This is a genomic window from Arthrobacter sp. B055-34 (assembly GCF_059090425.1).
Genome location: NZ_JBNHFQ010000014.1, coordinates 17,998 through 40,888, shown reverse-complemented (window position 1 = coordinate 40,888; position 22,891 = coordinate 17,998). Strand labels below are relative to the sequence as shown.

Below are 22,891 nucleotides of genomic sequence, written 5' to 3'. Positions count from 1 at the left end.
CAGACCGACAGAGACCGGCCGCATGACCCCTCAACAGCGCAGGGTGGCAGGGGCTACCATGATCGGCACTACGGTGGAGTGGTACGACTACTTCATCTATGCCAACGCCGCCGCCCTGGTCCTCGCCCCGCTGTTCTTCTCCCCGCTACAGGGAACCATGGCTTCGATCGTCTCGTTCGCCACCGTCGGCATCAGCTTCCTGTTCCGCCCCCTCGGAGCCGTCATCATGGGCCGGGTGGGCGACAGGTATGGCCGCCGGGTAGTGCTGATCATCACCTTGATCCTCATGGGTCTAGGTACCACGCTCATCGGCGTCCTGCCTACGTACGCCACAATCGGGGTGTGGGCCCCGATCCTGCTGGTGTTCCTGCGCATCGTCCAGGGATTCTCCGCCGGCGGAGAATGGGGCGGGGCGGCGCTGATGGCTGTCGAACACGCCCCGGCCGAACACCGCGGCAAGTTTGGAGCCTTTCCGCAGCTGGGCGTTCCCGCAGGGATGCTTCTGGCCTCCGGGGTCACAGCCGTCTTCGCCGCCACGCTCACCGACGAGCAGTTCCTGGCCTGGGGCTGGCGGGTGCCATTCCTGCTGAGCTTCGTTCTGATCCTGATCGGCCACTACATCCGCACCCGGGTCGAGGAATCTCCGGTGTTCCATGAGCTGGAGGCCACGAAACAGACTGAGACCGCGCCGCTGTCCACCCTCTTCCGCCATCACCCTAAGAAGGTTATCCAGGCCACGCTCATCTTCATGGGCAATAACGCTGCCGGCTACATGCTCACCGGCGGCTTCATCCTGGGCTACGCCACTAGACAGCTGGACTTGAACGCCGATACCATCCTCAACATCATCACCCTCGGCTCGGTGGCTTGGCTGGTCTCAACCTGGGTCTCCGCGGTACTCTCCGATCGCATCGGCCGCCGCAAGATGTACATCATAGGATGGGCGTGCATGCTCGCCTGGCTATACCCGCTCTTCCTGCTCATCGACACCGCCGAGATGATCCTCGTCGTCGCCGCCTTGGTGGTTTTTGGCGCGGTCATGGGGCTGTCCTACGGACCGCTGCCGGCCCTGTACGCCGAGCTGTTTCCGGCCCGGATCCGGCTCAGCGGCGCCTCCATCAGCTACGCGATGGGTGCGGTGCTCGGCGGGGCCTTCGCCCCCACGATCGCCACCGCGCTGGTGGGCACGTTCAACACCACCGTCGCCGTCTCGACATACCTATTCCTGCTCGTGGCGGCCTCGCTGATCGCCACTCTGACGCTGAAGGACCGCACTGGGTCCAACCTCTACCCGCCGGACAGCAAGCTGCAGCCGCTGAAGGACGACGAAACCCCTGGTCCCACCCACAACCTCTAACTATCGCCGTCGCATGTCGTGCCAGCCGACTCCGGTCGCGAGAAATACGGGCACCATCCGGCATCGTACTGTCATTGCGACGACGGCCCCGGCACTCCCTCTGTTGATTGCCTCTCCCCCATGCCGTAAGGCGTACTGGTTTCGTCCACATGCTGTTTGAGCGTCTGCAGGTGATAAGCCCAACCCGCACGATGATCGGCTGCAAGCGACTCTCCATCAGACAGCGCAGCGAACCCTGATTCACTGAGGCAGATCCGTGCTCCCATTCCGTCTGAGTCAAAGGTGCACTCGACAGTAGTCGGACGTTCCCAATCACTCTCACGCCATGAAAAGACGAGCCGGCGCCCCTCGACCACGTCTTCGACCACTCCGGTGGCCTGAAACGAAACGCCGTCCAGTTCCCAGTGCTCCGTCAGTAGCGAGCCCGCAACCGGCCAGAAGTCCATCTCCGGCCACCACTGGCCTTTTTCATGCACGAATACTGTCCACGCATGGGCAACCGAGCAACTGAGTGACACTTCTGCCTGAATTCGGTCGACGGCGGCCATGTGCCTGTTATGCCATACGTCCGGTTCAACCGCAATGGCACCGATCCCCCGCCGTCGCTACCAGCCCCACAAAACAGCGACGACGCGAAGCAACGTCGCGCCTCTTACCGGAGCAATACGGCGATTCCGCTGGCAGCCGCTGCCCAGAGCACGCTGGCGAAGGTTCCTAGAATGAACCGCTCCGCAGCGCCGGACTGGCCGAGTTCGGAGTATCGGCCGAGACCTTTCACCGCCAGTACTACCGCCAGTCCCTCCGGCCAGCCAGCCAGCAGCGTAACGGAGATGCCTGTCCGCTCCAGTACGCCGATCCAAGCACCCCCTCGAAGGACAGGCTCCTTCTCAGCTTTCTCCCGGTTCTCCGGGTGCAAGGCGTTGAAAGACAGGGTGAGGATACTGACAGTCAGCGGCCCGCCGCCCACGGCGGCGGCGGCCACGGCAAATGCATAGACGCCGCCTCCCAGACCACCCTCGCTGATACTGGCCAGCAACGCCGCCACTCCCAACCAGAGAAGCGAAATAGCACTGAGTGAATACAAGCGGGCGTTCCCGCCGCCGCGGAACCGCTCCCCGTACATCGGAACCGCTATGAGCGCAGCCAGACACAGCAGAATCAGACTGGCTAGACTCACGGATTTGCACCTTCCAGAAGGGACTCTGCGACCGCTTGGACCCTTCGCGATTCTTGCCACAACCCGCTCTGAAGCCTGCTGGAGACGGCCTGCTGGCTAATCCCCAGTTGGCGGGCAATCTGCTGCTGCGTCAGGCCTTGGTCGCTCAGAATACCCGCCTCAACTGACATGGCACTGCGTTTTCGCGCCACGGAGACCAGCAACTGCAGTAATGCCTCCGCCTGTGCAGCCATAGGGCGCTGACCCGAAACGGCGATATTCCCGGAGGCATTCTTAGCAGCCGTCACTGCCGTGCGCGCACGCTCGAATGCCTCCCCTGACGCAGCCCGAGTATTATCCGGCAAAGGCTTTCGCACTTCCCCAATACCGATACCAACGCTCCAATGACCGCTGATGGCCAATTCCATCGCGATGCTCAAGGCGACGGAAGCATCATCCATAAGACTTTGCATCTCATCGCCTGCCGTTCGGTCAAACGGGAGAATCAACGGCCGCAGGGCATCCTTGTTAAGCTCATCCATCACCGGGCCAACGAGGTCCTCCCGCGTCCTGGACTTACGCTGATCAACGGTCAATACGTACACAACAACACGTCATCCTTGTGAGCATACTAACAATGCTACAGCTTTGTTTATCAGCAGACAAGGCTAGTTCAATGGTTGACTTACCAAGCTAATGGTGTTGTCTTCGGAGTCCTTGATGAAAGCCATCCATTCGTCGCTGCCGGCAGGCCCCAGCGTCCCATCGTCATGGTGGAAGATCAGCTGCGGCTCCGCCACTACTTCAACTCCGGCGTCCCTCAGCCTTGTGATCTCCGAGTGCAGATCATGTACCTGCAAATAGATGAGCGCGGAAGGCGCTTCCCTTTCCAGGAGCAACCTGACGCCGTCGAGCATGAAAAAGACCAGTCCCGGCGGGTCAAAAACGGCCGCTGCTTCCTGCCGAAGCAAGTCCCCGTAGAACGCCCGGGCCCGGTCGAGGTCCGAGGCATGCTGGGCAATCTGTGTGATTTTCACCATTCCTCCGAGTCCTCCATCGCCCCGACCGTCGCTAGGAAGTGCCGAGGTGGGACGTAGGCTTGATTCGTGAAGACTTCTGCAATCGCTCCCCGACAATCTACGGCCAGCATAGTCCTCGCTTCCGCCGGAGACATCGCGTGCATCGTCCTTTTTGCAGCGATCGGACGCGACACCCACGAACACGGCCTGGACGTGCCGGGAATCCTCTTGACCGCCGCGCCTTTTGCCGGCGGCGCTGCTATCGGCTGGCTCCTTGGCCGAGCCTGGCGCCGGCCTCTGGCGCTGTGGCTGGCCGCCGTCGTTGTTTGGCTTTCCGCGGTCGTTTTCGGACTCCTCCTGCGCGGACTTGCCGGCGGAGGACTCGCGGTGTCGTTCCAGATCGTGACCCTGTTGGTACTGGGCGTATTTATTGTCGGCTGGCGCCTGGTCGCGGCGCTGGTCATGAAGATACGCAAAAGCCGGACCTTGGCATAACCTCGGTTGTAGGCATAAATGGTGCGATGAAAGGCAGCAAAAGTGGTTACAGCGTTTGTACTCATCCAGACCGATGCATCCCGGATTCCGGAATCCGCGCAGGAGATTTCGGAGATCGAAGGCATCAGCGAGGTCTACTCGGTTACCGGTGAATGGGACTTAATTGCCGTTGCCCGGGTCACCAAGCATGAGGATCTTGCCGATGTGATCGCGGACCGGCTCTCCAAGGTTGAGGGCGTGCAAGCCACGACGACGCAGATCGCCTTCCGCGCCTATTCCCAACATGACCTCGATGCGGCCTTCTCTTTGGGATTCGACCACTAACTTGACCAATGCGCGTGGGCCGGAGCAAGCATCCTCCGGCCCACGCGCATTTTACGTTTTCTTCGACCCGTTGCTACTGCGTGACCTTGACCCAACGGTCCAATGCCGCAGCGGCTGCTCCGCTGTCAATGGCTTCAACAGCTTGCGCGAGGCCCGTCGCCAGCCTTTCTTGAAGGGTTCCTTCGGCGGACTCGTCCAATGCGACCAAGGCAGCAGCAGCGTTAAGAACGACGGCGTCACGCACCGGACCGTGATCTCCCGCCAGTGTGCGCCGGACTACTTCCGCATTGGCAGCCGCATCCCCTCCACGCAGGTCATCGAGCGTGGCGCGCGCGATACCTAGATCGAGCGGGTCGAGTTCCGTTTCAGTTACCTTGCCGTCCCGGACCTCCCAAACCGTCGATGGGCCGGTGGTGGTGAGCTCGTCAAGACCGTCCCCTCCCCTGAAGACCAGTGCCCGCTGCCCACGAGTAGCAAGGACGCCCGCGATGAGGGGGGCCAGCCTGGCGTCGGCGACGCCGATTGCGGATGCAGTCGGATGCGCCGGGTTCGTCATGGGGCCCATGAAGTTGAATGCCGTAGCCACCCCGAGCTCACTGCGAACGGTACCCGCATACCTCATGGACGGATGGAATACCTGGGCAAAGCAGAAAGTGATGCCGGCCTCGACCGCGGCTTGAGCCACCCTGTCGACGGGGAGATCCAGGCGCACGCCGAGTGCTTCGATAACGTCCGCTGACCCCGAAGACGAAGAGGCAGCACGATTTCCGTGTTTGACGATGCGTGCTCCGGCCCCTGCACATACGAGTGCGGCCATCGAAGAGATGTTAACGGTGTTCTGCCGGTCGCCGCCGGTTCCGACGATGTCGAGCTTCTCGCCCGGTATGTCAATCGGGCGGGCATTGCTGACCATCGCATCGACCAAGCCGGTCAGTTCGTCGACCGTCTCGCCCTTCGCCCGGAGCGCCACCAGGAACCCTGCCATCTGAGCGTCGGTGGCTTCGCCGGCCATTATCGTGTTCATCGCCCAGTGAGTTTGCTCTCGGCTGAGGTCGTCGCCGGCGATCAGCGCCGAGATCAGAACGGGCCATTGAAGGGCAGTCTTGGCATCACTAATAGGGCTCACACACCTAGGTTATCTACGAATTGTAGAAACTGCCTGAATATTAACTTTGCCGACAATCCGCGGAATACCGGGGGTTGGGAACGTTCGGCGCCCGCCACGCGTTCCGATGCATTGGTGAACTGGGCGGATTTATAGACATAATGACTATGTGACAACTGCAACCCACGCCCCCAGTACCCCGGCGCATCCTACGCTGAACCGTCCAAACCTCGTTTCCGTCGGAACCGTTGTGTGGCTTTCCAGCGAGCTGATGTTCTTCGCCGGCCTTTTCGCTATGTACTTCACCCTGCGAGCCACCTCACCAGAGATGTGGGCCGCCGAAACGGAAAAACTCAACGTTCCGTTCGCGTTGGTCAATACCATCGTCCTGGTAGCCAGCTCCTTCACCTGCCAGTTTGGCGTGTTCGCGGCCGAACGCCTTCAGGCCCGCCGAACCGGCAGCCCCTTCAATGTCGCCAGATGGGGAATGGTCGAGTGGTTCCTGCTCACCTTCCTCATGGGCGCCATCTTTGTGTCGGTGCAGGCTTATGAGTACGCCATGCTCGTGTCAGAAGGAGTGTCGCTTTCCTCGAATGCCTACGGCTCGGCGTTTTACATCACTACAGGCTTCCATGGTCTTCACGTCGCTGGCGGCCTGATCGCATTCCTGCTGATCATCGGCCGCGCCTATGTCGCGAAGAAGTTTGGGCACTTTGAAGCGACCTCAGCGATCGTTACCTCCTACTACTGGCACTTCGTCGATGTGGTTTGGATCGCACTGTTCATCATCATTTACTTCCTGAAGTAAGCCTTACTTGACTGTTCTTCTACGAAGGACAGAATTTCAAGAAGCTGCATTCGACGCACACGCACCACAGAGTTAGGAACCACGAAGTGAAGGCACTTTCGCAAAAGCGGCGACATCCGCTGGCGGCCATTGCCCTGTTGCTTATGGGTCTGCTGGTTACCGGCGGTCTTTACGCCGTAGCCGGTACGGTCAACGAGGCCCAGGCGACAACCACCACATACTCGGCACAGGACATCGAAGAGGGCGAAAAGCTCTTCGTTGCAAACTGCGCCACTTGTCACGGGTTGGGTGCAGTTGGCGCTCCGGAAGGTGCCCACGGAAATCAGGCAGGTCCTTCTCTGATCGGTGTCGGCGCAGCAGCCGTCGACTTCCAGGTCGGCACGGGTCGTATGCCGATGCAGATGACCGGCCCACAGGCACAGCAGAAGCCCAAGCAGTTCAATGACGAGCAGACCATGCAGTTGGCAGCCTACGTTGCTTCGCTGGGCGCCGGTCCGGCCATTCCCGAGGAACAGTACCTCGATGCCAGCGAAGGTGATCCCGCTGCCGGCGGCGAGCTGTTCCGAGTCAACTGCGCCATGTGCCACAACGCTGCAGCAGCCGGCGGTGCTCTCACCCGCGGCAAATACGCACCAGCACTCGCTGGCGTGAGCGAGAAGCACATCTACGAAGCCATGGTGACCGGCCCGCAGAACATGCCTGTCTTCAGCGATGCCAACATCTCCCCCGAAGGCAAGCAGGACATCATCGCCTTCCTGAATACCATTGAAGAACAGGGATCACCCGGTGGTAATTCCCTAGGATCGCTCGGCCCTGTTTCCGAAGGCCTCCTGATCTGGACAGCGGGCCTTGGAGTCATCATCGCCTTCACGATCTGGCTGACCCAGCGGTCATCCTGATCTCCTCCCGGCGGCCGTAGGGCCGTCGGGAAACTACTGACAACACACGCACTGAATATCTTTAGAGACATATCAAGAGAAGGATGAGAGGGATCATGGGCGACCATAGTCACGGCAGTCCGAAATCCTCGGGCACCGTTGCTACGGCTGGTCAGAGCGAAGTGGAGAAGTTCCAGGATCCTGGACTTCCGCCACATCGCCCGCGCCTTGCCGACAAGGATCCCCGGGCCGAAAAGCGTGCCGAGAAACAGGTTGCGATTCTGTTCGTAATCTCCATCATCGGTACCCTGCTTTTCTTCGTGGGATACTTTGCCATCCGTTTGGATGAGACCATTGCAACGCTGCGACTGCAGAACTTTTTGCTCGGTATGGGCACTGCCTTTGCCATGCTCGGAATTGGCGTAGGTATTGTCCACTGGGCAAAGACCCTGATGCCCGATCACGAGATCGCCGAAGAGCGCCACGCCGTCCGCACCGAAGAAGACCGCGTGATTGCGGAAACGATGGTCACGGAGATCATTGAGGAAACGGGCATCAAGCGCCGTCCGCTGATACGCAACACACTGCTGGGTGCCATGATTCTCGCGCCACTGCCGGCCATCGGGATCCTGCGCGACCTCTCAGATGACCTCAATCCCGATGTGCTGAGGCACACGATGTGGGATGCAGGAGTCCGCCTGACCCGCGACCCGAGCGGTACACCGATCAAGGCGTCCGATGTCACTATCGGATCGGCTTTCCACGTGATTCCGGAAGGCCTGAACGAAGCTGAGCACAAGCTGGAAGAAAAGGCCAAGGCCGTCGTCCTGCTTATGCGTCTCAATCCGGAGGACCTCCATGTATCCCCCGGCCGCGAAGACTGGAACTACAACGGCATCGTTGCCTATTCCAAAATTTGCACCCACGTGGGATGCCCGGTCGCTCTTTACGAGCAGCAGACGCATCACCTGCTCTGCCCCTGCCACCAGTCGACGTTCGACCTGACCCAGGAATGCAAAGTCATTTTCGGTCCGGCCACACACGCCTTGCCGCAGCTGCCCATCAGCGTCGACGACGAGGGATACCTGGTTGCAACCAGCGACTTCCACGAACCCGTCGGACCTAGCTTCTGGGAGCGTGGCTAATCATGAGTGCTTCGACATCATCTGATACCTATCAGCCGAAAACCAGTCTCGGACGTGTCACCAACTTCGTAGATACTCGAGTTGGCGGTTCATCCATCGTCAAGGAATTCGGCCGCAAGATCTTCCCTGACCACTGGTCATTCATGTTCGGCGAAGTTGCGCTGTACACCTTCGTCATTCTGCTGCTGTCGGGAACGTTCCTGACGCTGTTCTTCGATCCCTCGATGGCACATACGCAATATGACGGATCCTATGTCCCCCTCAAGGGTGTAGAAATGTCCGTCGCATATGCCTCGACCCTGGATATCTCCTTCGATATCCGCGGTGGACTCTTTATGCGCCAGCTGCATCACTGGTCTGCGCTGCTCTTCGTTGCATCAGTATCGGTTCACATGCTCCGTGTGTTCTTCACCGGCGCCTTCCGTCGTCCGCGTGAGCTCAACTGGGTCGTCGGCTGTGTCCTCTTGATCCTGGCTCTGGCGGCAGGCTTCACCGGTTACTCGCTGCCGGACGACCTTCTCTCCGGCAACGGTCTGCGGATCATCGATGGAGTTATCAAGGCGATTCCGCTCGTCGGTACTTACCTGTCCATGTTGATCTTCGGGGGCGAGTTCCCGGGCACGGCCATCGTGGGACGCCTCTACGTGATGCACATTCTCGTGGTGCCCGCGCTGATCCTTCTGATGATCGCCATTCACCTGTTTATGGTTGTCATCCACAAGCACACGCAGTACCCCGGCCCGGGCCGCACGGAAACCAACGTCGTTGGCTTCCCTGTCGGACCGGTCTACGCTGCGAAGGCCGGCGGTTTCTTCTTTATCGTCTTCGGTGTGGTTGCAGTCATCGCAGCTAACTTCCAGATCCTCCCGATCTGGGATTACGGGCCCTACGACCCCTCCCCTGTTTCCGCCGGTACTCAGCCTGACTGGTACATCGGATTCGTGGACGGTGCGCTTCGACTCATGCCAGGTGTCCTCTGGGGCTTCCCGTTTGAATACGTGATCTTCGGCGGCTTCACCCTGTCGCTGAACGTATTGCTCCCGGCCCTCGTGCCTGCCGGAATCCTGTTCGGCCTCATGTTTGCATGGCCGTGGATCGAACGCTGGGTAACCAAGGACACCCGCGAACACCACATCCTGGACCGTCCGCGCAACGCTCCCTTCCGTACCGCAACCGGTGTGGCTGGCGTGATCTGGTACTGCGTCATGTGGGCAGCAGCCAGCTCCGACCTCATTGCTACACACTTCCTCGTGTCTCTGAACGATGTCACCTACTGGCTCCGCGCGCTGTTCTTCATCGGGCCGATCATCGGGTTCATTGTGACCCGGAGAATCTGCCTCGCCCTGCAGCGCAAGGACCGGGAGATCGTTCTCCATGGCCGCGAGACCGGACGTATCGTCCGTCTCCCGCACGGTGAATTCATCGAGGTCCATGCGCCGCTGGATGACTACAAGCTGCACCGCCTGGTCAGCTTCGAATCCCCAGAGGTCCAGCCGGCAGAGCCAGCCGCCAATGGAAAAATCTCCGGCACGGAGAAGCTTCGTGGACGCCTGTCCCGATTCTTCTTCGAGGACCGCGTTGCTCCGGTTACACCGGCCGAACTCGCAGCCGCCCATAGCCATGGCGGCCACGACGAAGTCGAAACCGCAGAAAGCAAGGCTGAAATCAGCAGCCACTGATCCGCAACATAACGGAGGGCGGCTCCGGACCGGTGGTCCGGAGCCGCCCTCCGTTTTAATTCACGCGTCTGTGGATAGGCAACCGCGAATGATGAGGAGCGTGGATGGAACTCTGGTCACCTGCGCGGTTTCCACCGCTAACCCATAAATTAAGTTAGCGGAGAATAATGGCTCGATGGTCCGGCACCCATCACTAATGCCGCTTCAGCTCGAGCCTCCGCCCCGCGAGCGTACAGGTAGGCATATGCTCACAGGCCATCCCCGCGGCCTAGCAGGGCCCTAGAACCGCTTGACGTTGTAGGAGCGTGGCGACCGTCCGCCAGGCCGCTGGAGAGGCACCCACAGCTTGTAGCGGTCGGCACGATAATACGAAATTGAAAAGTCCACCATCGTCCTCGATACATAGGCGTGGCGTTGAATCTTGAGCAACGGGGCGCCGATGTCGACGTTCAGCAATCTGGCTATAGATGGTTGCGCTGCTGTGGCTTCGATGGTGTCTTCGCCCCATTCCATCACCAACCCATAGCGCTCACTGAGAACGTTGTAGAGGGAGGTGGGAGGTGGATCATCCAGAATGCCAGGAACCCGGCTGGCAGGAATGAAGTTCTCATCCACACTCATTGGATCGCCATCGGCTAGCATCAGCCGGCGAAAACGGACCACAGGCTGCCCCTCCTCGATCTGCAGCTCCCGTGCAACCAGCGGGGCGGCGCCGATCTGCTCAAAGCTCAAGACGCGTGCGTCCGGGACCATGCCGCGGCGCTGCATCTCTTCGCTGTAGGAAGTCAGCTTCACCTGCAGATCCAGTTTGGGTTGGCTCACGAAAGTCCCCAGTCCCACGATGCGTTCCAGCACCTGCTCGGCGACCAGCGAATCAATGGACTGTCGCACTGTCATACGTGCCACGCCGAAACGTTCGGTGAGTTCCCTTTCAGACGGAAACGGTCCCCCAGGCTCACAATTCTCTTTCGCATGACGCCGGAGTATCTCCCGCAATTGAACGTGCTTGGAGGTTCTGGAAGCATCATCGATTTCTCCGGGAATCGCCGCTGCTGCTTTAGATACCAAGACACTCCCCTGCTCCGAGCCGATGCAACGACACTATTCTAGCCCGGTCTAGACCACCGCTCCATGTTGTTGCCGCCGCACGCCCGTCTGGAACCACGTGGTGTCTCGTTCGCGACGAGCGGGATGTGCGGACATTCAGCTTCAGTCCGGTGCCGTTAAACCCAAAGGGCCCGGAGCATGATGCTCCGGGCCCTTTGGTCAGTATTCACTTAGTGTGCGTGATCTCCGCGGCTGTATTCATAAACCCAACCGATAAGTGCGACGATCAACAGGCCGACACCGATGTAGGTGATCCAGAAGCCCACGGCCAGGCCGAGGAAGCCGGTTGCAGCCGCGAGGCTCAACACCAGCGGCCACCAGCTCCAGGGGCTGAAGTGCCCCTGCTCGCCGGAACCTTCGTGGATTTCTGCATCCACCCGGTCCTCGGGACGAGCACCAACACGACGGCCGGTGAACCACAGGTATCCGCCGATCATCACTGAAAGACCCGCCGTCAGAAGCAGCGCCAGATAGCCGACGTGTTCCTGCCAATCGACCATGAAACCGTAGACCACGGCGACGATCGCAAAGAACGGAGCGAGTCCGATAAAGAGCCAGGATTCAACCTTCATGCGCTATGCATCCTCTCGGTCGGCCGGTCCGAAGACCTGGGCGGCCGGAGCGGGCTGCTTCGGCGTGTGTTTGGGAGCGAGCTCCGGATGGTGCAGGTCCAGGGCAGGCCGCTCGGAACGGATCCGAGGCAAGGACGTGAAGTTGTGACGCGGCGGCGGGCAGGAAGTCGCCCACTCCAGCGACGCACCGAAGCCCCAGGGATCGTCGACCTCGACCTTCTTGCCATTCCGCCACGTGATGTACACGTTCCAGAAGAACGGAATCAGGGACGCGCCGAGCACGAACGAGGAGATGGTGGAGAACTGGTTCATCGCCGTGAAGTTGTCTTCGGGAAGGTAGTCCGCGTAGCGACGAGGCATGCCGATGACTCCGAGCCAGTGCTGGATCAGGAAGGTGCCGTGGAAGCCAAGGAACAGGAGCCAGAAGTGGATCTTGCCGAGGCGTTCGTTGAGCATCTTGCCCGTCCACTTCGGCCACCAGAAGTAGAAACCGGCGAACATCGCGAAGACCACGGTTCCGAAGACTACATAGTGGAAGTGCGCGACGACGAAGTAAGTGTCCGACACATGGAAGTCCAGCGGCGGTGACGCCAGGATGATACCGGTCAGGCCGCCGAAGAGGAAGGTGACCAGGAAGCCAATGCTCCAAAGCATGGGCGTCTCGAACGTGATCGATCCGCGCCACATGGTGCCGATCCAGTTGAAGAATTTCACGCCGGTAGGCACTGCGATCAGCATGGTCATGAAGGCGAAGAACGGCAGCATGACCGAGCCGGTCACGTACATGTGGTGCGCCCAGACAGTAACAGACAAGGCAGCAATGGCAATCGTCGCGTACACAAGGCCCTTGTAACCGAAGATTGGTTTGCGACTGAACACCGGGAAGATCTCGGAGACGATGCCGAAGAACGGCAGGGCGATGATGTAGACCTCTGGGTGTCCGAAGAACCAGAAAAGGTGCTGCCACAGAATGGCGCCGCCGTTCTCCGGGTTGAAGATGTGGGCCCCAAATCGTCGGTCCGCTCCCAACGCAAACAGCGCGGCAGCCAGCGGGGGAAACGCCATCATCACGAGGATCGCCGTGACGAGCGTGTTCCAGGTGAAGATCGGCATACGCCACATGGTCATGCCCGGGGCACGCATGCAGATGATGGTGGTAATGAAGTTGACCGAGCCAAGAATGGTACCGAAACCGGACAACGCCAAACCGAAGACCCAGAGATCTCCGCCCACGCCGGGCGAGAACGTCGTGCTGGACAGCGGCGCATAGGCAAACCAGCCGAAGGACGCCGCACCCTGCGGGGTAATGAAACCAGCAACTGCGATGGTGCTGCCGAAAAGGAAGAACCAGAAGGCCAGAGCGTTCAAGCGCGGGAAGGCAACATCCGGTGCACCGATCTGAAGCGGCATGATCACATTGGCAAAGCCGGCGAACAGCGGCGTTGCGAACATCAGCAGCATGACCGTGCCGTGCATGGTGAACAGCTGGTTGTACTGCTCCTTGGTCTGCAGGATCTGCATACCGGGTTCGAACAGCTCGGCACGGATGACCAGCGCCATCACGCCGCCGAGGCAGAAGAAGATGAACGACGCAATCAGGTACATGTACCCGATGGTCTTGTGGTCAGTCGAAGTGATCCAGTTGACGACGATGCGTCCCTTGGAGCGGGGAACGACGCGCGGCGCTACTGTGGTGCCGGTTTCATCGGCGGTGTACTCGTAAGTAGACACTAGTTCTCCCTGCCTTCCTTACTCAGCCGATTCGGCGTACGGGTTACGGTCATATTCCTCACCGATCTGACCGTCTTCAAGCTCGCTCATGCGCTGCTCGAATTCGGCCTCGGAGACGACCTCCACGCGGAACAGCATTTCCGAATGGTATTCGCCGCAAAGTTCGGCGCACTTTCCATCAAAGACGCCTTCACGCTGAGGAGTCAACGTAATGTAGTTGGTCTTGCCCGGGATCATGTCCACCTTCTGCAGGAACGCAGGTACCCAGAAGGAGTGGATGACGTCGCGGGAGTTGAGCTGCAGCTCTACGCTCTGGTTCACCGGCAGGTAAAGAGTGGGCAGAGTCTCCGGGATACCGGTTTCGCCGGTCAGATGTGCCTGAACGCCTGAGAAGTACTTGTCTTCCGTGACGTAGTTAAAGTCCCAGGACCACTGCTTACCGCGGATATCGATGATCTGGTCCGGGTTGTCCTCCCGGGCCGTGATGGCGCTCATGTCCTTTTCGGTGAAGTAGAACAGCACCATAACCATGACCAACGGTACAGCCGTGTAGAAGATTTCCAACGGCAGGTTGTAGCTGATCTGGCGCGGGTAACCCGTCTCGTTCTTCCGGCGGCGGTACGCCACGATGCACCAGATAATCAGGCCCCAAGTGATGACGCCGATGGCCAGTGCGGCAATCCAGGAGTTCACCCACAAATCGATGATCCGATCGGAGTGGTTGGTTGTACCCCGTTCAGTGGGCAACCATCCCATTCGGACTTCTTCTGAACATCCCGTCAACAACAGCGCGCCCACTGCGCCAAGGCCCGTAGCCTTGGTGATCCTGGCGCGCCGACTGCCGGTTCGGTCGTGCGAACTCACAGACGGCCCTTCCTCTTGTTTCGTGCAAGTGATGCGCACGCGGCACGGAGATTTCCGCGCTGAGACCGCGCACGCATATTCAGTTTTACTACTCACTGTAGAGCTTACCCTCACCGATGACGTGGATGTGACAGATTGCCTCCGTGCGTCGGCGTCGGATCCCGGCCCTCGGGCCGCCTACAGGGCCCGTTCTAGTGGAACGAGTCTCCACAGGCACAGGACCCACCGGCATTCGGGTTATCGATGGTGAAGCCCTGCTTGGAAATGGTGTCCTCGAAGTCGATCGAAGCACCGCTGAGGTAAGGAACACTCATCTTGTCCACGATGACCTCAACACCATCGAAGTCGCGCACTGCGTCCCCGTCCAGCATGCGCTCGTCGAAGTAGAGCTGGTAAATGAGCCCCGAACATCCGCCGGGCTGTACGGCAACGCGCAGACGAAGATCTGTGCGGCCCTCCTGTTCGAGCAGACTGCGGACCTTGCCGGCTGCAACGTCGCTCAGGGCAACCTCGTGCGTAGGCAGTTCAGCCTCGGTCTGGGTTGTGGTGTCGGTTGCAGTGCTGGTGGTTTCACTCATTGCTATTCCTTATCTTTGACTGGCCAGCAGGTGACCTGCTGCTATCACTCAGCGGTGCTCTGGCTCCCCTTCTATGTTACGACCCGGGCAGTTATTTCGGGCAACCGGCCAATCTGCGGCCGTGATGGCGGCTTCCGCGAAGCCGATACGAACCGATTCATTGGCCGGCAACGTTTAGGCGTGCCAGCAACAGCGCCTCGGCCAGCACCGCATTGCGGAAATCACCCAGATGGAGCGATTCGTTCGCAGAATGGGCGCGTGAATCGGGATCTTCGACGCCCGTAATCAGGATCTGCGCCTGCGGAAACAGCTCGGTCAGATCAGCGATGAATGGTATTGACCCTCCCATGCCCGCCTCGACCGGCTGTGTATTCCACGCTGTTCCAAGTGCCCAGAGCGCGGCCTGGGCAGCCGAGGCGTTTGTGTCGGTGGCGAATGCGTTGCCTCGTTCCCCGGGTACAAAGGACACTTCAGCCCCGAAGGGAGCATGGTTGCCGACATGGGCGGCAATGGCTTCCATGGCTGCATCAGGATCCTGGCCAGGCGCCAGCCGCACACTGATTTTTGCGCGCGCGGAGGGCAAGAGAGTGTTGGAGCTCAATGCCACGCTTGGCACGTCCATGCCAATGACCGACAGCGCCGGCTTGTTCCAGAGCCGGTCTGCGATGCTTCCTGTCCCTGCCAGCTGCACTGACTCCAGTACCGAACTGTCCCGACGGAAATCTTCCTCGGGATAGTCCACGGTCGCGGGCCCCGCCGAGACAAGTCCCTCGATGGCCACTTCACCGGCGTCGTCGTGGAAGGTCGAAATGAGCCGAGCCATGAGCGTGGGCGCATCCAGCAAGGGTCCGCCGAACATACCCGAGTGCACGGCGTGTTCCAGTACCCGCAGGTCGATAACCCCGTCTACCAGCCCGCGCAGGCTCGTGGTGAGGGCAGGTACCCCTACTTTCCAGTTGGCTGAGTCGGCGACGATGATGATGTCCGCGCGGAGCAGTTCCTGGTGCGTTTCCAGAAACGTGCGGAACGTCGGGGAACCTGCTTCTTCCTCCCCTTCGATGAAGAACGTGACGCCGACGCCGAAGTCTTCCCCCATTGTCGCCAGCAGCGCCTCCAGAGATGCGACATGGACCATGATGCCGGCCTTATCATCGGCCGCGCCTCTGCCGAAGAGCCGCCCGTCCTTTTCGGTTGCGGCGAAGGGTTCGGTTTTCCAAAGCGCCGGGTCCCCAGGGGGTTGGACATCATGGTGCGCGTACAAGAGGACTGTGGGTTTGCCTGGGGCGGCCGGACGCCGGGCCACCACAGCGGGACCACCTTCGGTCTCTCCGTTGAAAAGACTGAGGATCTGTACGTCGGTCAGGCCCAGGCCGCGTATCAGTTCGGCAACGGTTTCGGCACTGGTTGCCAGCTCGGCCGGGTCGAACGCCTCCCAGGCGATGCCTGGTATGGCGACGAGTTCTTTCAAGGACATAATGGTCTGGCCCATCCTGGCGTCGACTGCCCCGGCGAGGGCGTCGATGTCGACAGGCTGAGCGCCTGTTGCCGCCGGATGATGGCCGGAATCAGAAGGACTTGTCATACCGGCCACCCTACCCTCGGCCGCGGCACGGGCGGCAAGGACTGCAAGGTATTCTGTAGGGGTGTTTGGACGAAAAAAAGAGGCTCCCTCGCCCCAGGAAACCGTAGACCAGCAGGCCCAGGCCGTCCCTGAACGGGACCAGGTGCCGGGCAAAGGCGCGCCGACGCCCAAACGGAAGGCCCAGGAAGCCGCGCGCAAGCGTCCGCTCGTTCCGAACGACCGTAAAGCGGCACGGGCCGCCAGCCGGGATGCGCAGCGCGAAGAACGGATCCGTATGCGCCAGGCCATGGACACCGGGGACGAGCGCCATCTGCCGTTCCGCGACAAGGGGCCGCAGAAGCGCTTCGTCCGCGACTTCGTTGACGCCCGTTGGGTCCTCGGCGAGTTCCTGATCGTGTTCGCACTGATCTTCGTTGTACTCAGCTTCATTCGCGACCTGAACGTCCAGGCCATCATTCTGGTCGGTTTCTGGATTCTGCTCGCCTGCGTCGCGATTGACGCCTTTATCCTGGGACGCCAGCTCAAGAAGCGGTTGGTGGCAAAGTTCGGGGAGTCGGAACGCGGCGCCGTTTGGTACGGCGTGATGCGCGGACTGCAGTTGCGCCGGATGCGTCTGCCCAAGCCGCAGGTTAAGCGCGGCCAGTACCCCTCTTAGGCGACCACCCCAGTAAAACCTCCCGGGGGCCGGACCATGACGATCCGGCCCCCGGTATTTTAACCGCCCCCAGCTCCCAGGCGGCGCAGGCGCTTCAACCGGCCAGTCAGCGATTGGGAGCCGCTGGCAGCTAAACTGCGGCTGCCTTGCGGCTGCGTGCCAGATCGCGGTTGATACGGGCGGCCCAGAACGGACCTTCATAAAGAAACGCGGTGTAGCCCTGGACCAAGGTAGCGCCGGCGTCCAACCGCTCCTGCACATCTTCCGCCGTTTCGACTCCCCCGACGGCTACCAGCGTCAACGAATCCCCGACGGCGGTCCGCAGCCGCCGCAGCACCGCAACGGATCGTCGCTTAAGAGGGGCGCCGGAAAGGCCTCCGGCGCCACAGGAGGCGACTTTGTCGGCGTCGGACTTCAAGCCATCACGCGAAATTGTGGTGTTGGTGGCGATGATGCCGTCCAGTTTCAGCTCGAGCGCTAGACGCGCCACGTCGTCGATATCTTCGTCGCTCAGATCGGGAGCAATCTTGACCAGCAGCGGCACATGCCTGCGAGCCACGGAATCGGCCGTCTCCCCCACGGCCTTCAGCAGCGGCCGCAACGTGTCAACGCTCTGCAGCAACCGCAGTCCCGGAGTGTTGGGCGAACTGACGTTGACCACCAGATAATCGGCGTTGGGCGCGAGCAAGCGGGTGCTCTTCAGATAATCCTCCACCGCGTCATCGAGTTCCACCGTCTTGGTTTTGCCGATATTCACGCCGATCACGGGACGGCTGGTGCCCAGGCGGCGCTGCAGCGACCGCTGTGCCGCGGAAATGCGCGGTCCAACTGCCGCTGCGCCGTCGTTGTTGAAGCCCATGCGGTTGATTACCGCCCTGTCCTCAACCAGCCGGAAAAGCCTCGGACGAGGATTCCCAGGCTGGGCTGAGCCCGTGATGGTGCCGACTTCGACGCAGCCGAAGCCCAGGTCGAACAGCGCTTCGATGCCGTGGCCTTCCTTATCAAAGCCCGCCGCCAGGCCGAAGGGCGACGGGAACGACAGGCCCAACGCCTGGGTCCGCAGCGAAGCGTCGGGGGCGGTCAGACGCCGCAGCAGGGAGCCGGCACCGGCACTGTGGGCCAGACGGATCAGCCGGAAGCCGATGGTGTGGGCACGCTCGGGATCCATCCAGGAAAAGGCGGCACGAAAGAACAGGGGGTACAGGCGCATGATCCTAGTTTTACGGTAATTGCCCCGGCAACCAAACCAGCCGGGTGAAAGGCTTAGCATGAGTGCAAGAAGTGGAAGGAGCCGCATGCCAACGGTCTGGACCGAGGACATTCTCGGCGCGGGTTTTGAATCGGCGACTTTGGAGGTGCCGGCCGCTGACGGCGGCCGCCGGCGTGCAACGCTTGTCCGGCACCTGCCCGAGGCATCGGGCATACCGCCCGGTCCACAGGCCGTGCTGTACCTGCACGGTTGGAGCGACTACTTCTTCAATGCCGAACTCGCCGCTTTCTGGCACCGGCAAGGCATTTCCTTCTACGCGCTAGACGTCCACAACCACGGGCGTAATCTGCGCATTGCTGAGCAGGAAGAGAACGACGAAGGCGCTCCCGCCCCCGAAGGTGCGGATCCCGGCGCGAGGACCGCGGGCGCGGGCGACCTGGCTGGGTATGCCAGCGACCTTGCCGACTACGACGGCGAGATAGCAGCCGCAATGGATGCCGTGCGGGAGGACACCGCCTCCCGGCTGGACCTGCAGCCTGGCGTGGTGAAGACCATCCTGATGGGCCATTCCACCGGCGGTCTGGTGGCGGCGTTGTGGACGGACCGCAATCCGGGCGCCGTGCACGCCCTGGTACTGAACAGCCCCTGGCTAGAAATGCACCGGAGCTCCCTGGTACGCCGGGCTGCCGCCACCGTCATCGATCCGATTTCACGGATCAGGCCGGAAGCCGAAATCCGGCTCCCGGCCCGCGGTTTCTACTGGCGCAGCATCAGCAGCGAGGCCGAGGGAGAATGGGATCTGGACCCGAAGATGCGCCCGCAGTACTCATTTCCCGTCCGGGCCGGCTGGCTTAGCGCCATCTGGCAGGGACAGGCCGCCGTGGACAAAGGCCTCAACATTGACGTACCCATCCTCGTGCTGACATCTGCCAGGAGCGTCTACGGCCCCTTGTGGCATGAGGAAATGAAGTCTGCAGATGCAGTCCTTGACGTCGAGACAATGGCCGCCAGCGCCGTCAAGCTCGGCTCAAGCGTGACCGTCGAGCGGATCGATTCTGCCCTGCACGACGTCTTTCTCTCCAAATCCGAGGTCCGGACGGATGCATACCGCCGGCTCGAACGGTGGATCAAAGCCTACGTGCTGGGCGGCTAGCGTGCCGTCCGCCCCGCCGGTTTCGCCGCGTCCACTGCGCCACCGTAACGGCGGTCCCGGCGGGCATAAATCTCGATGGCTTCCCAGAGCGTCCTCCGGTCCACGTCCGGCCACAGAGTGTCCATAAAGACCATTTCGGCGTAGGCGGACTGCCAGAGCATGAAGTTGGAGAACCGCTGCTCGCCGGAGGTGCGCAGGAACAGATCCACGTCGGGCAGGTCCGGTTCGTCCAGATATCGCCCGATGGTCTTCTCCGAGACCGACGACGCCTTCAGCCGGCCGGCAGCGACGTCGGCCGCAATGGCTTTGGCTGCATCGGCGATCTCGGCGCGGCCACCATAGTTCACACACATGTTCAACGTGCAGGTGCTGTTGCCGATGGTCTGCTGTTCAGCCACCTCGAGTTCCTTGACAACGGACTGCCAGAGCCGGGGTCGCCGGCCGGACCAGCGGATGCGGACACCCCACTCATCGAGCTGGTCCCGCTGACGGCGCAGCACGTCTTTGCTGAACCCCATCAGGAAACGCACTTCATCCGGAGAGCGCTTCCAGTTCTCCGTCGAAAAAGCGTAGACGCTAACGTGCTTGACCCCGATCTCGATGGCACCCGCCATAACGTCGAGCAGTGCTGCTTCACCCGCCCGGTGGCCTTCGGTGCGGGGCAATCCCCGCTGGTTCGCCCAGCGGCCGTTTCCATCCATCACGATCGCCACGTGCTCAGGTACGAATGTTGCCGGAACCGCCGGCGGCGTGGCGCCCGAAGGGTGCGGATCGGGACTGCGCGGGGTTTTATGACTCACACTCTCTCCACGTGTTTGAGGGACTTCAGGGATCGTTCCAGATGCCACTGCAGATAGGCGGCGACCAGCCCGGCCGCCTCGTTCCGGGCCCCGGTCACGGAACTGTCTGCCGCGGGCCAGTCGGCGCTCAGCAAAGCTGCCAGCAGCGTCATCGTAGCCGGTGCGGGTGACGCCGAGCCCGGCGGCCGGCAGCCATGGCACACCGCACCGCCCAGCGGGGCCGAAAAGGCACCGTGCGGCCCTGGCTCTCCGCAACGCGCGCAGTCCGTAAAGCTCGGAGCCCAGCCGGCTGTGGCGAGTGCCCGCAGCAAGTAAGAATCCAGGATCAGTTCGGGTGCATGGACGTTGCGGCTTAGCGCCGACAACGCACCGATGACGAGCGCATAGTGCGCGGAGGTGGACTCCCCGTCGATATCGGTCAGTTTCTCGGCAGTCTCGCAGATAACGGCTGCCGAGGTGTACTTTCGATAGTCGGCGGCAATGTCCCGCCCGTACGGCCCCAGCATCTGGGCCTGCGTCACGATGTCGAGATTCCGCCCCTTCACCAACTGCAGGTCCGTCACCATGAAAGGCTCCAGCATCGCACCGAATTTGCTGCTCGTGCGGCGCACTCCCTTGGCAACCGCCCGGACCTGGCCATGGCGTTTGGTCAGCAGGATAATGATGCGGTCTGCCTCGCCGAGCTTGTGCGTGCGGAGGATAACGCCTTCGTCCCGGTAGGTGCGGGAGGCAAAGGATCTGTTGGACACGTAGCTATTGTCCCACCGGCGGACCCGGCTCCGCACAACAGCACGGAGCCAGGTCGGCCCGGGGAGCCGGTTGCATCAATCTCGGCCGGCGCGTGTCAGCTGGCGGCGGCGGGGGAAGTAGCCGCGGCGTCCCGCACCGCGCGGTTGACTGCCGAGATCACGGCTTTCAGCGAAGCCATCGTGGTATTTGTGTCGATACCGACGCCCCACAGCACGCGTTCCCCCACGGCGCATTCCACGTAGGCCGCAGCCCGTGCGTTGCCGCCCTCGGAGAGCGCATGTTCGGTGTAATCCAGGACCCGCAGATCCACGCCGTCCTGGCTGAAGATATCCAGCAGGGCCGCGATCGGGCCGTTTCCTTCCCCGCTGCGCCGGTGCTGCACGCCGTCGATGACCATCGTCGCCGTCAGGTGCGTTGAACCGTCCTCGGCCGTGTCCGTCTTGACCGAGCCGAGCGAGTACCGGCCCCAGACGCGCTCCGGCGTCGGCAGGTATTCGTCAGTAAAGACTTCCCACAACTGCGCGCCGCTGACTTCGCCGCCGACCGTGTCGGTCCGCCGCTGGATGACGCCGGAGAACTCGATCTGGGCACGGCGCGGCAGGTCCAGGCTGTGTTCGTTCTTGAGCAGGTACGCCACACCACCCTTCCCCGACTGGGAGTTGACGCGGATGACTGCCTCGTAGCTGCGGCCCAGGTCCTTGGGATCAACCGGCAGGTAAGGAACGGCCCAGGGAATCTCGTCAACCGTCTTTTCGACGGCGGCGGCATCCTTCTCCATGGCCTCGAAGCCCTTTTTGATGGCGTCCTGATGGGAGCCCGAGAACGCCGTGAAGACGAGGTCGCCGCCGTAGGGCGAACGCTCGGGCACCGGCAACTGGTTGCAGTACTCCACTGTGCGGCGGATCTCGTCGATGTTCGAGAAGTCGATCATCGGGTCGATGCCCTGGCTGAACAGGTTCAGGCCCAGCGTCACCAGGTCCACGTTGCCGGTCCGCTCTCCGTTGCCGAACAGGCAGCCTTCGATGCGGTCCGCACCGGCCAGGTAACCCAGTTCGGCGGCGGCCACGCCGGTACCCCGGTCGTTGTGCGGGTGCAGCGAGAGAATGACGTTTTCGCGGTTGTTCAGATTCCGGGACATCCATTCGATGGAATCCGCGTAAACGTTGGGGGTGGCCATTTCGACGGTGGCCGGCAGGTTCAGGATGACATTGCGGTCGGGCGACATTTCGAAAACATCGGTGACGGCGTTGCAGATCCGGGCCGCGAACTCAAGCTCGGTGCCCGTGTAGGACTCCGGCGAGTACTCGTAGGTCACCTCGGTGCCCTTCAGGCCCTCTTCGTACTTCCGGCACAGCCGTGCGCCCTGCAGGGCAATATCGACGATGCCGTCCATGTCCTGGTTGAAGACCACGCGGCGCTGCAGGACGGAAGTGGAGTTATAGAGGTGGACGATGGCACGGTCGGCGCCTTCCAGGGACTGGTACGTCCGCTCGATCAGGTGCTCGCGGGACTGGGTCAGCACCTGTATGGTCACGTCGTCCGGAATCCGGTCGCCTTCGATCAGCTGGCGGACAAAGTCGAAGTCCAGCTGGGAGGCGGAGGGGAATCCTACTTCGATCTCCTTGTAGCCCATGCGCACCAGCAGGTCGAACATCTTGTGCTTGCGTTCGGGGCTCATCGGGTCGATCAGGGCCTGGTTGCCATCGCGCAGGTCCACAGCGCACCAGCGCGGGGCGGCGGTGATCAGTTTGTCCGGCCAGGTGCGGTCGGGCAGTTCAACGGTGATCTGGTCCTGGAACGGAACGTACTTATGGATGGGCATTCCGGAGGGCTTCTGTGCGTTACGCATGTTCGTTGGCCTTTTCTTCAGAGTTCTTTTTGAGATTTTGGCCGGGCAACACGAACTCCGCAGCGAGGGTTCGG

At 61.4% G+C, this 22,891-nt stretch carries 24 protein-coding genes; 9 read left to right on the top strand and 15 right to left on the bottom strand.

Features of this window, described 5'->3' with window-relative positions:
• Positions 1-22 precede the first annotated feature (22 nt).
• Positions 23-1,357: an MFS transporter gene (locus AC5RWO_RS20060; RefSeq protein WP_498733575.1), complete on the top strand. Its 1,335-nt coding sequence runs from the start codon at positions 23-25 to the stop codon at positions 1,355-1,357.
• Positions 1,358-1,428: 71 nt separating this feature from the next.
• Here the strand turns inward: AC5RWO_RS20060 and AC5RWO_RS20055 are convergent, their stop codons facing one another.
• The 4 genes from AC5RWO_RS20055 to AC5RWO_RS20040 form a co-directional block, all read right to left on the bottom strand.
• Positions 1,429-1,905 (bottom strand): SRPBCC family protein, encoded by a 477-nt coding sequence (locus tag AC5RWO_RS20055; protein WP_498733505.1) that lies wholly within the window; start codon positions 1,903-1,905, stop codon positions 1,429-1,431.
• Between the two features lie 104 nt (positions 1,906-2,009).
• On the bottom strand, positions 2,010-2,534 hold the full coding sequence (locus AC5RWO_RS20050; protein WP_498733503.1) for a hypothetical protein: 525 nt from the start codon (positions 2,532-2,534) through the stop codon (positions 2,010-2,012).
• Entirely contained in the window at positions 2,531-3,118 is a 588-nt protein-coding gene (locus tag AC5RWO_RS20045; RefSeq protein ID WP_498733501.1) for a sigma factor-like helix-turn-helix DNA-binding protein, read from the bottom strand. Before AC5RWO_RS20045 ends, AC5RWO_RS20050 begins: the two co-directional genes overlap by 4 nt.
• Before the next feature lie 63 nt (positions 3,119-3,181).
• Entirely contained in the window at positions 3,182-3,553 is a 372-nt protein-coding gene (locus AC5RWO_RS20040) for a VOC family protein (protein WP_498733500.1), read from the bottom strand.
• A 66-nt stretch (positions 3,554-3,619) separates the two neighbouring features.
• On the opposite strand from AC5RWO_RS20040, the gene AC5RWO_RS20035 reads away from it, so the two are divergent.
• Both AC5RWO_RS20035 and AC5RWO_RS20030 read left to right on the top strand, forming a co-directional pair.
• Positions 3,620-4,027 (top strand): DUF3054 domain-containing protein, encoded by a 408-nt coding sequence (locus AC5RWO_RS20035; RefSeq protein ID WP_498733498.1) that lies wholly within the window; start codon positions 3,620-3,622, stop codon positions 4,025-4,027.
• A 42-nt stretch (positions 4,028-4,069) separates the two neighbouring features.
• The gene (locus AC5RWO_RS20030) at positions 4,070-4,351 is read left to right on the top strand and encodes an Lrp/AsnC family transcriptional regulator (protein ID WP_498733496.1); all 282 of its coding nucleotides are present in this window, start codon (positions 4,070-4,072) and stop codon (positions 4,349-4,351) included.
• Positions 4,352-4,424: 73 nt separating this feature from the next.
• Here AC5RWO_RS20030 and trpD read toward each other — a convergent pair whose 3' ends face one another.
• Positions 4,425-5,477, bottom strand: coding sequence for an anthranilate phosphoribosyltransferase (gene trpD, locus AC5RWO_RS20025; protein WP_498733494.1), 1,053 nt, complete (start codon positions 5,475-5,477; stop codon positions 4,425-4,427).
• Between the two features lie 148 nt (positions 5,478-5,625).
• Here trpD and ctaE point away from each other — a divergent pair, with 148 nt between their 5' ends.
• From ctaE to qcrB, 4 genes are all read left to right on the top strand, one after another.
• Complete coding sequence (gene ctaE, locus AC5RWO_RS20020) at positions 5,626-6,264, top strand: aa3-type cytochrome oxidase subunit III (RefSeq protein ID WP_498733492.1); 639 nt, start codon at positions 5,626-5,628, stop codon at positions 6,262-6,264.
• An 86-nt stretch (positions 6,265-6,350) separates the two neighbouring features.
• Positions 6,351-7,163, top strand: a complete 813-nt coding sequence (qcrC, locus tag AC5RWO_RS20015; RefSeq protein WP_498733490.1) for a cytochrome bc1 complex diheme cytochrome c subunit — start codon at positions 6,351-6,353, stop codon at positions 7,161-7,163.
• Between the two features lie 95 nt (positions 7,164-7,258).
• Positions 7,259-8,287: a cytochrome bc1 complex Rieske iron-sulfur subunit gene (gene qcrA / locus AC5RWO_RS20010; RefSeq protein ID WP_498733489.1), complete on the top strand. Its 1,029-nt coding sequence runs from the start codon at positions 7,259-7,261 to the stop codon at positions 8,285-8,287.
• A 2-nt stretch (positions 8,288-8,289) separates the two neighbouring features.
• A complete protein-coding gene (qcrB, locus tag AC5RWO_RS20005) occupies positions 8,290-9,966 on the top strand; it encodes a cytochrome bc1 complex cytochrome b subunit (protein ID WP_498733487.1) in 1,677 nt (558 codons plus the stop codon).
• Positions 9,967-10,245: 279 nt separating this feature from the next.
• On the opposite strand, the gene AC5RWO_RS20000 is transcribed toward qcrB, so the two are convergent.
• From AC5RWO_RS20000 to AC5RWO_RS19975, 6 genes are all read right to left on the bottom strand, one after another.
• A complete protein-coding gene (locus AC5RWO_RS20000; protein WP_498733485.1) occupies positions 10,246-11,034 on the bottom strand; it encodes a GntR family transcriptional regulator in 789 nt (262 codons plus the stop codon).
• Between the two features lie 209 nt (positions 11,035-11,243).
• Complete coding sequence (locus AC5RWO_RS19995) at positions 11,244-11,645, bottom strand: cytochrome c oxidase subunit 4 (RefSeq protein WP_498733483.1); 402 nt, start codon at positions 11,643-11,645, stop codon at positions 11,244-11,246.
• 3 nt (positions 11,646-11,648) lie between these two features.
• On the bottom strand, positions 11,649-13,376 hold the full coding sequence (gene ctaD, locus AC5RWO_RS19990; RefSeq protein ID WP_498733481.1) for an aa3-type cytochrome oxidase subunit I: 1,728 nt from the start codon (positions 13,374-13,376) through the stop codon (positions 11,649-11,651).
• 18 nt (positions 13,377-13,394) lie between these two features.
• Entirely contained in the window at positions 13,395-14,240 is an 846-nt protein-coding gene (ctaC, locus tag AC5RWO_RS19985; protein WP_498733479.1) for an aa3-type cytochrome oxidase subunit II, read from the bottom strand.
• A gap of 191 nt (positions 14,241-14,431) precedes the next feature.
• Positions 14,432-14,818 carry a HesB/IscA family protein gene (locus AC5RWO_RS19980; RefSeq protein WP_074702333.1) on the bottom strand — a complete coding sequence of 129 codons (387 nt, stop codon included), beginning with the start codon at positions 14,816-14,818 and terminating at the stop codon, positions 14,432-14,434.
• A gap of 157 nt (positions 14,819-14,975) precedes the next feature.
• Positions 14,976-16,400, bottom strand: coding sequence for a dipeptidase (locus AC5RWO_RS19975; protein WP_498733477.1), 1,425 nt, complete (start codon positions 16,398-16,400; stop codon positions 14,976-14,978).
• A gap of 61 nt (positions 16,401-16,461) precedes the next feature.
• Between AC5RWO_RS19975 and AC5RWO_RS19970 the strand changes: the two genes are divergently transcribed.
• Positions 16,462-17,055 (top strand): DUF3043 domain-containing protein, encoded by a 594-nt coding sequence (locus AC5RWO_RS19970; protein WP_498733476.1) that lies wholly within the window; start codon positions 16,462-16,464, stop codon positions 17,053-17,055.
• 130 nt (positions 17,056-17,185) lie between these two features.
• Here AC5RWO_RS19970 and AC5RWO_RS19965 read toward each other — a convergent pair whose 3' ends face one another.
• Positions 17,186-18,265 carry a quinone-dependent dihydroorotate dehydrogenase gene (locus AC5RWO_RS19965; protein WP_498733474.1) on the bottom strand — a complete coding sequence of 360 codons (1,080 nt, stop codon included), beginning with the start codon at positions 18,263-18,265 and terminating at the stop codon, positions 17,186-17,188.
• Positions 18,266-18,350: 85 nt separating this feature from the next.
• Here AC5RWO_RS19965 and AC5RWO_RS19960 point away from each other — a divergent pair, with 85 nt between their 5' ends.
• On the top strand, positions 18,351-19,418 hold the full coding sequence (locus AC5RWO_RS19960) for an alpha/beta hydrolase (RefSeq protein WP_498733472.1): 1,068 nt from the start codon (positions 18,351-18,353) through the stop codon (positions 19,416-19,418).
• On the opposite strand, the gene AC5RWO_RS19955 is transcribed toward AC5RWO_RS19960, so the two are convergent.
• From AC5RWO_RS19955 to leuA, 3 genes are all read right to left on the bottom strand, one after another.
• Entirely contained in the window at positions 19,415-20,218 is an 804-nt protein-coding gene (locus AC5RWO_RS19955) for an isoprenyl transferase (RefSeq protein ID WP_498733470.1), read from the bottom strand. The genes AC5RWO_RS19960 and AC5RWO_RS19955 overlap by 4 nt on opposite strands.
• Complete coding sequence (gene recO / locus AC5RWO_RS19950) at positions 20,215-20,967, bottom strand: DNA repair protein RecO (RefSeq protein WP_498733468.1); 753 nt, start codon at positions 20,965-20,967, stop codon at positions 20,215-20,217. The genes AC5RWO_RS19955 and recO overlap by 4 nt, the downstream gene beginning before the upstream one ends.
• A gap of 95 nt (positions 20,968-21,062) precedes the next feature.
• Entirely contained in the window at positions 21,063-22,817 is a 1,755-nt protein-coding gene (gene leuA / locus AC5RWO_RS19945) for a 2-isopropylmalate synthase (RefSeq protein ID WP_498733466.1), read from the bottom strand.
• Positions 22,818-22,891 lie beyond the last annotated feature (74 nt).

Bases quoted from the DNA above. Each gene is read 5' to 3' on its own strand.
- qcrB (WP_498733487.1), top strand. From the start codon at position 8,290: ATGAGTGCTTCGACATCATCTGATACCTATCAGCCGAAAACCAGTCTC.
- leuA (WP_498733466.1), bottom strand. From the start codon at position 22,817: ATGCGTAACGCACAGAAGCCCTCCGGAATGCCCATCCATAAGTACGTT.
- qcrA (WP_498733489.1), top strand. From the start codon at position 7,259: ATGGGCGACCATAGTCACGGCAGTCCGAAATCCTCGGGCACCGTTGCT.
- AC5RWO_RS20055 (WP_498733505.1), bottom strand. From the start codon at position 1,905: ATGGCCGCCGTCGACCGAATTCAGGCAGAAGTGTCACTCAGTTGCTCG.
- AC5RWO_RS20040 (WP_498733500.1), bottom strand. From the start codon at position 3,553: ATGGTGAAAATCACACAGATTGCCCAGCATGCCTCGGACCTCGACCGG.
- AC5RWO_RS20060 (WP_498733575.1), top strand. From the start codon at position 23: ATGACCCCTCAACAGCGCAGGGTGGCAGGGGCTACCATGATCGGCACT.
- AC5RWO_RS19980 (WP_074702333.1), bottom strand. From the start codon at position 14,818: ATGAGTGAAACCACCAGCACTGCAACCGACACCACAACCCAGACCGAG.
- AC5RWO_RS19965 (WP_498733474.1), bottom strand. From the start codon at position 18,265: ATGCGCCTGTACCCCCTGTTCTTTCGTGCCGCCTTTTCCTGGATGGAT.
- AC5RWO_RS19960 (WP_498733472.1), top strand. From the start codon at position 18,351: ATGCCAACGGTCTGGACCGAGGACATTCTCGGCGCGGGTTTTGAATCG.
- AC5RWO_RS19975 (WP_498733477.1), bottom strand. From the start codon at position 16,400: ATGACAAGTCCTTCTGATTCCGGCCATCATCCGGCGGCAACAGGCGCT.
- AC5RWO_RS19995 (WP_498733483.1), bottom strand. From the start codon at position 11,645: ATGAAGGTTGAATCCTGGCTCTTTATCGGACTCGCTCCGTTCTTTGCG.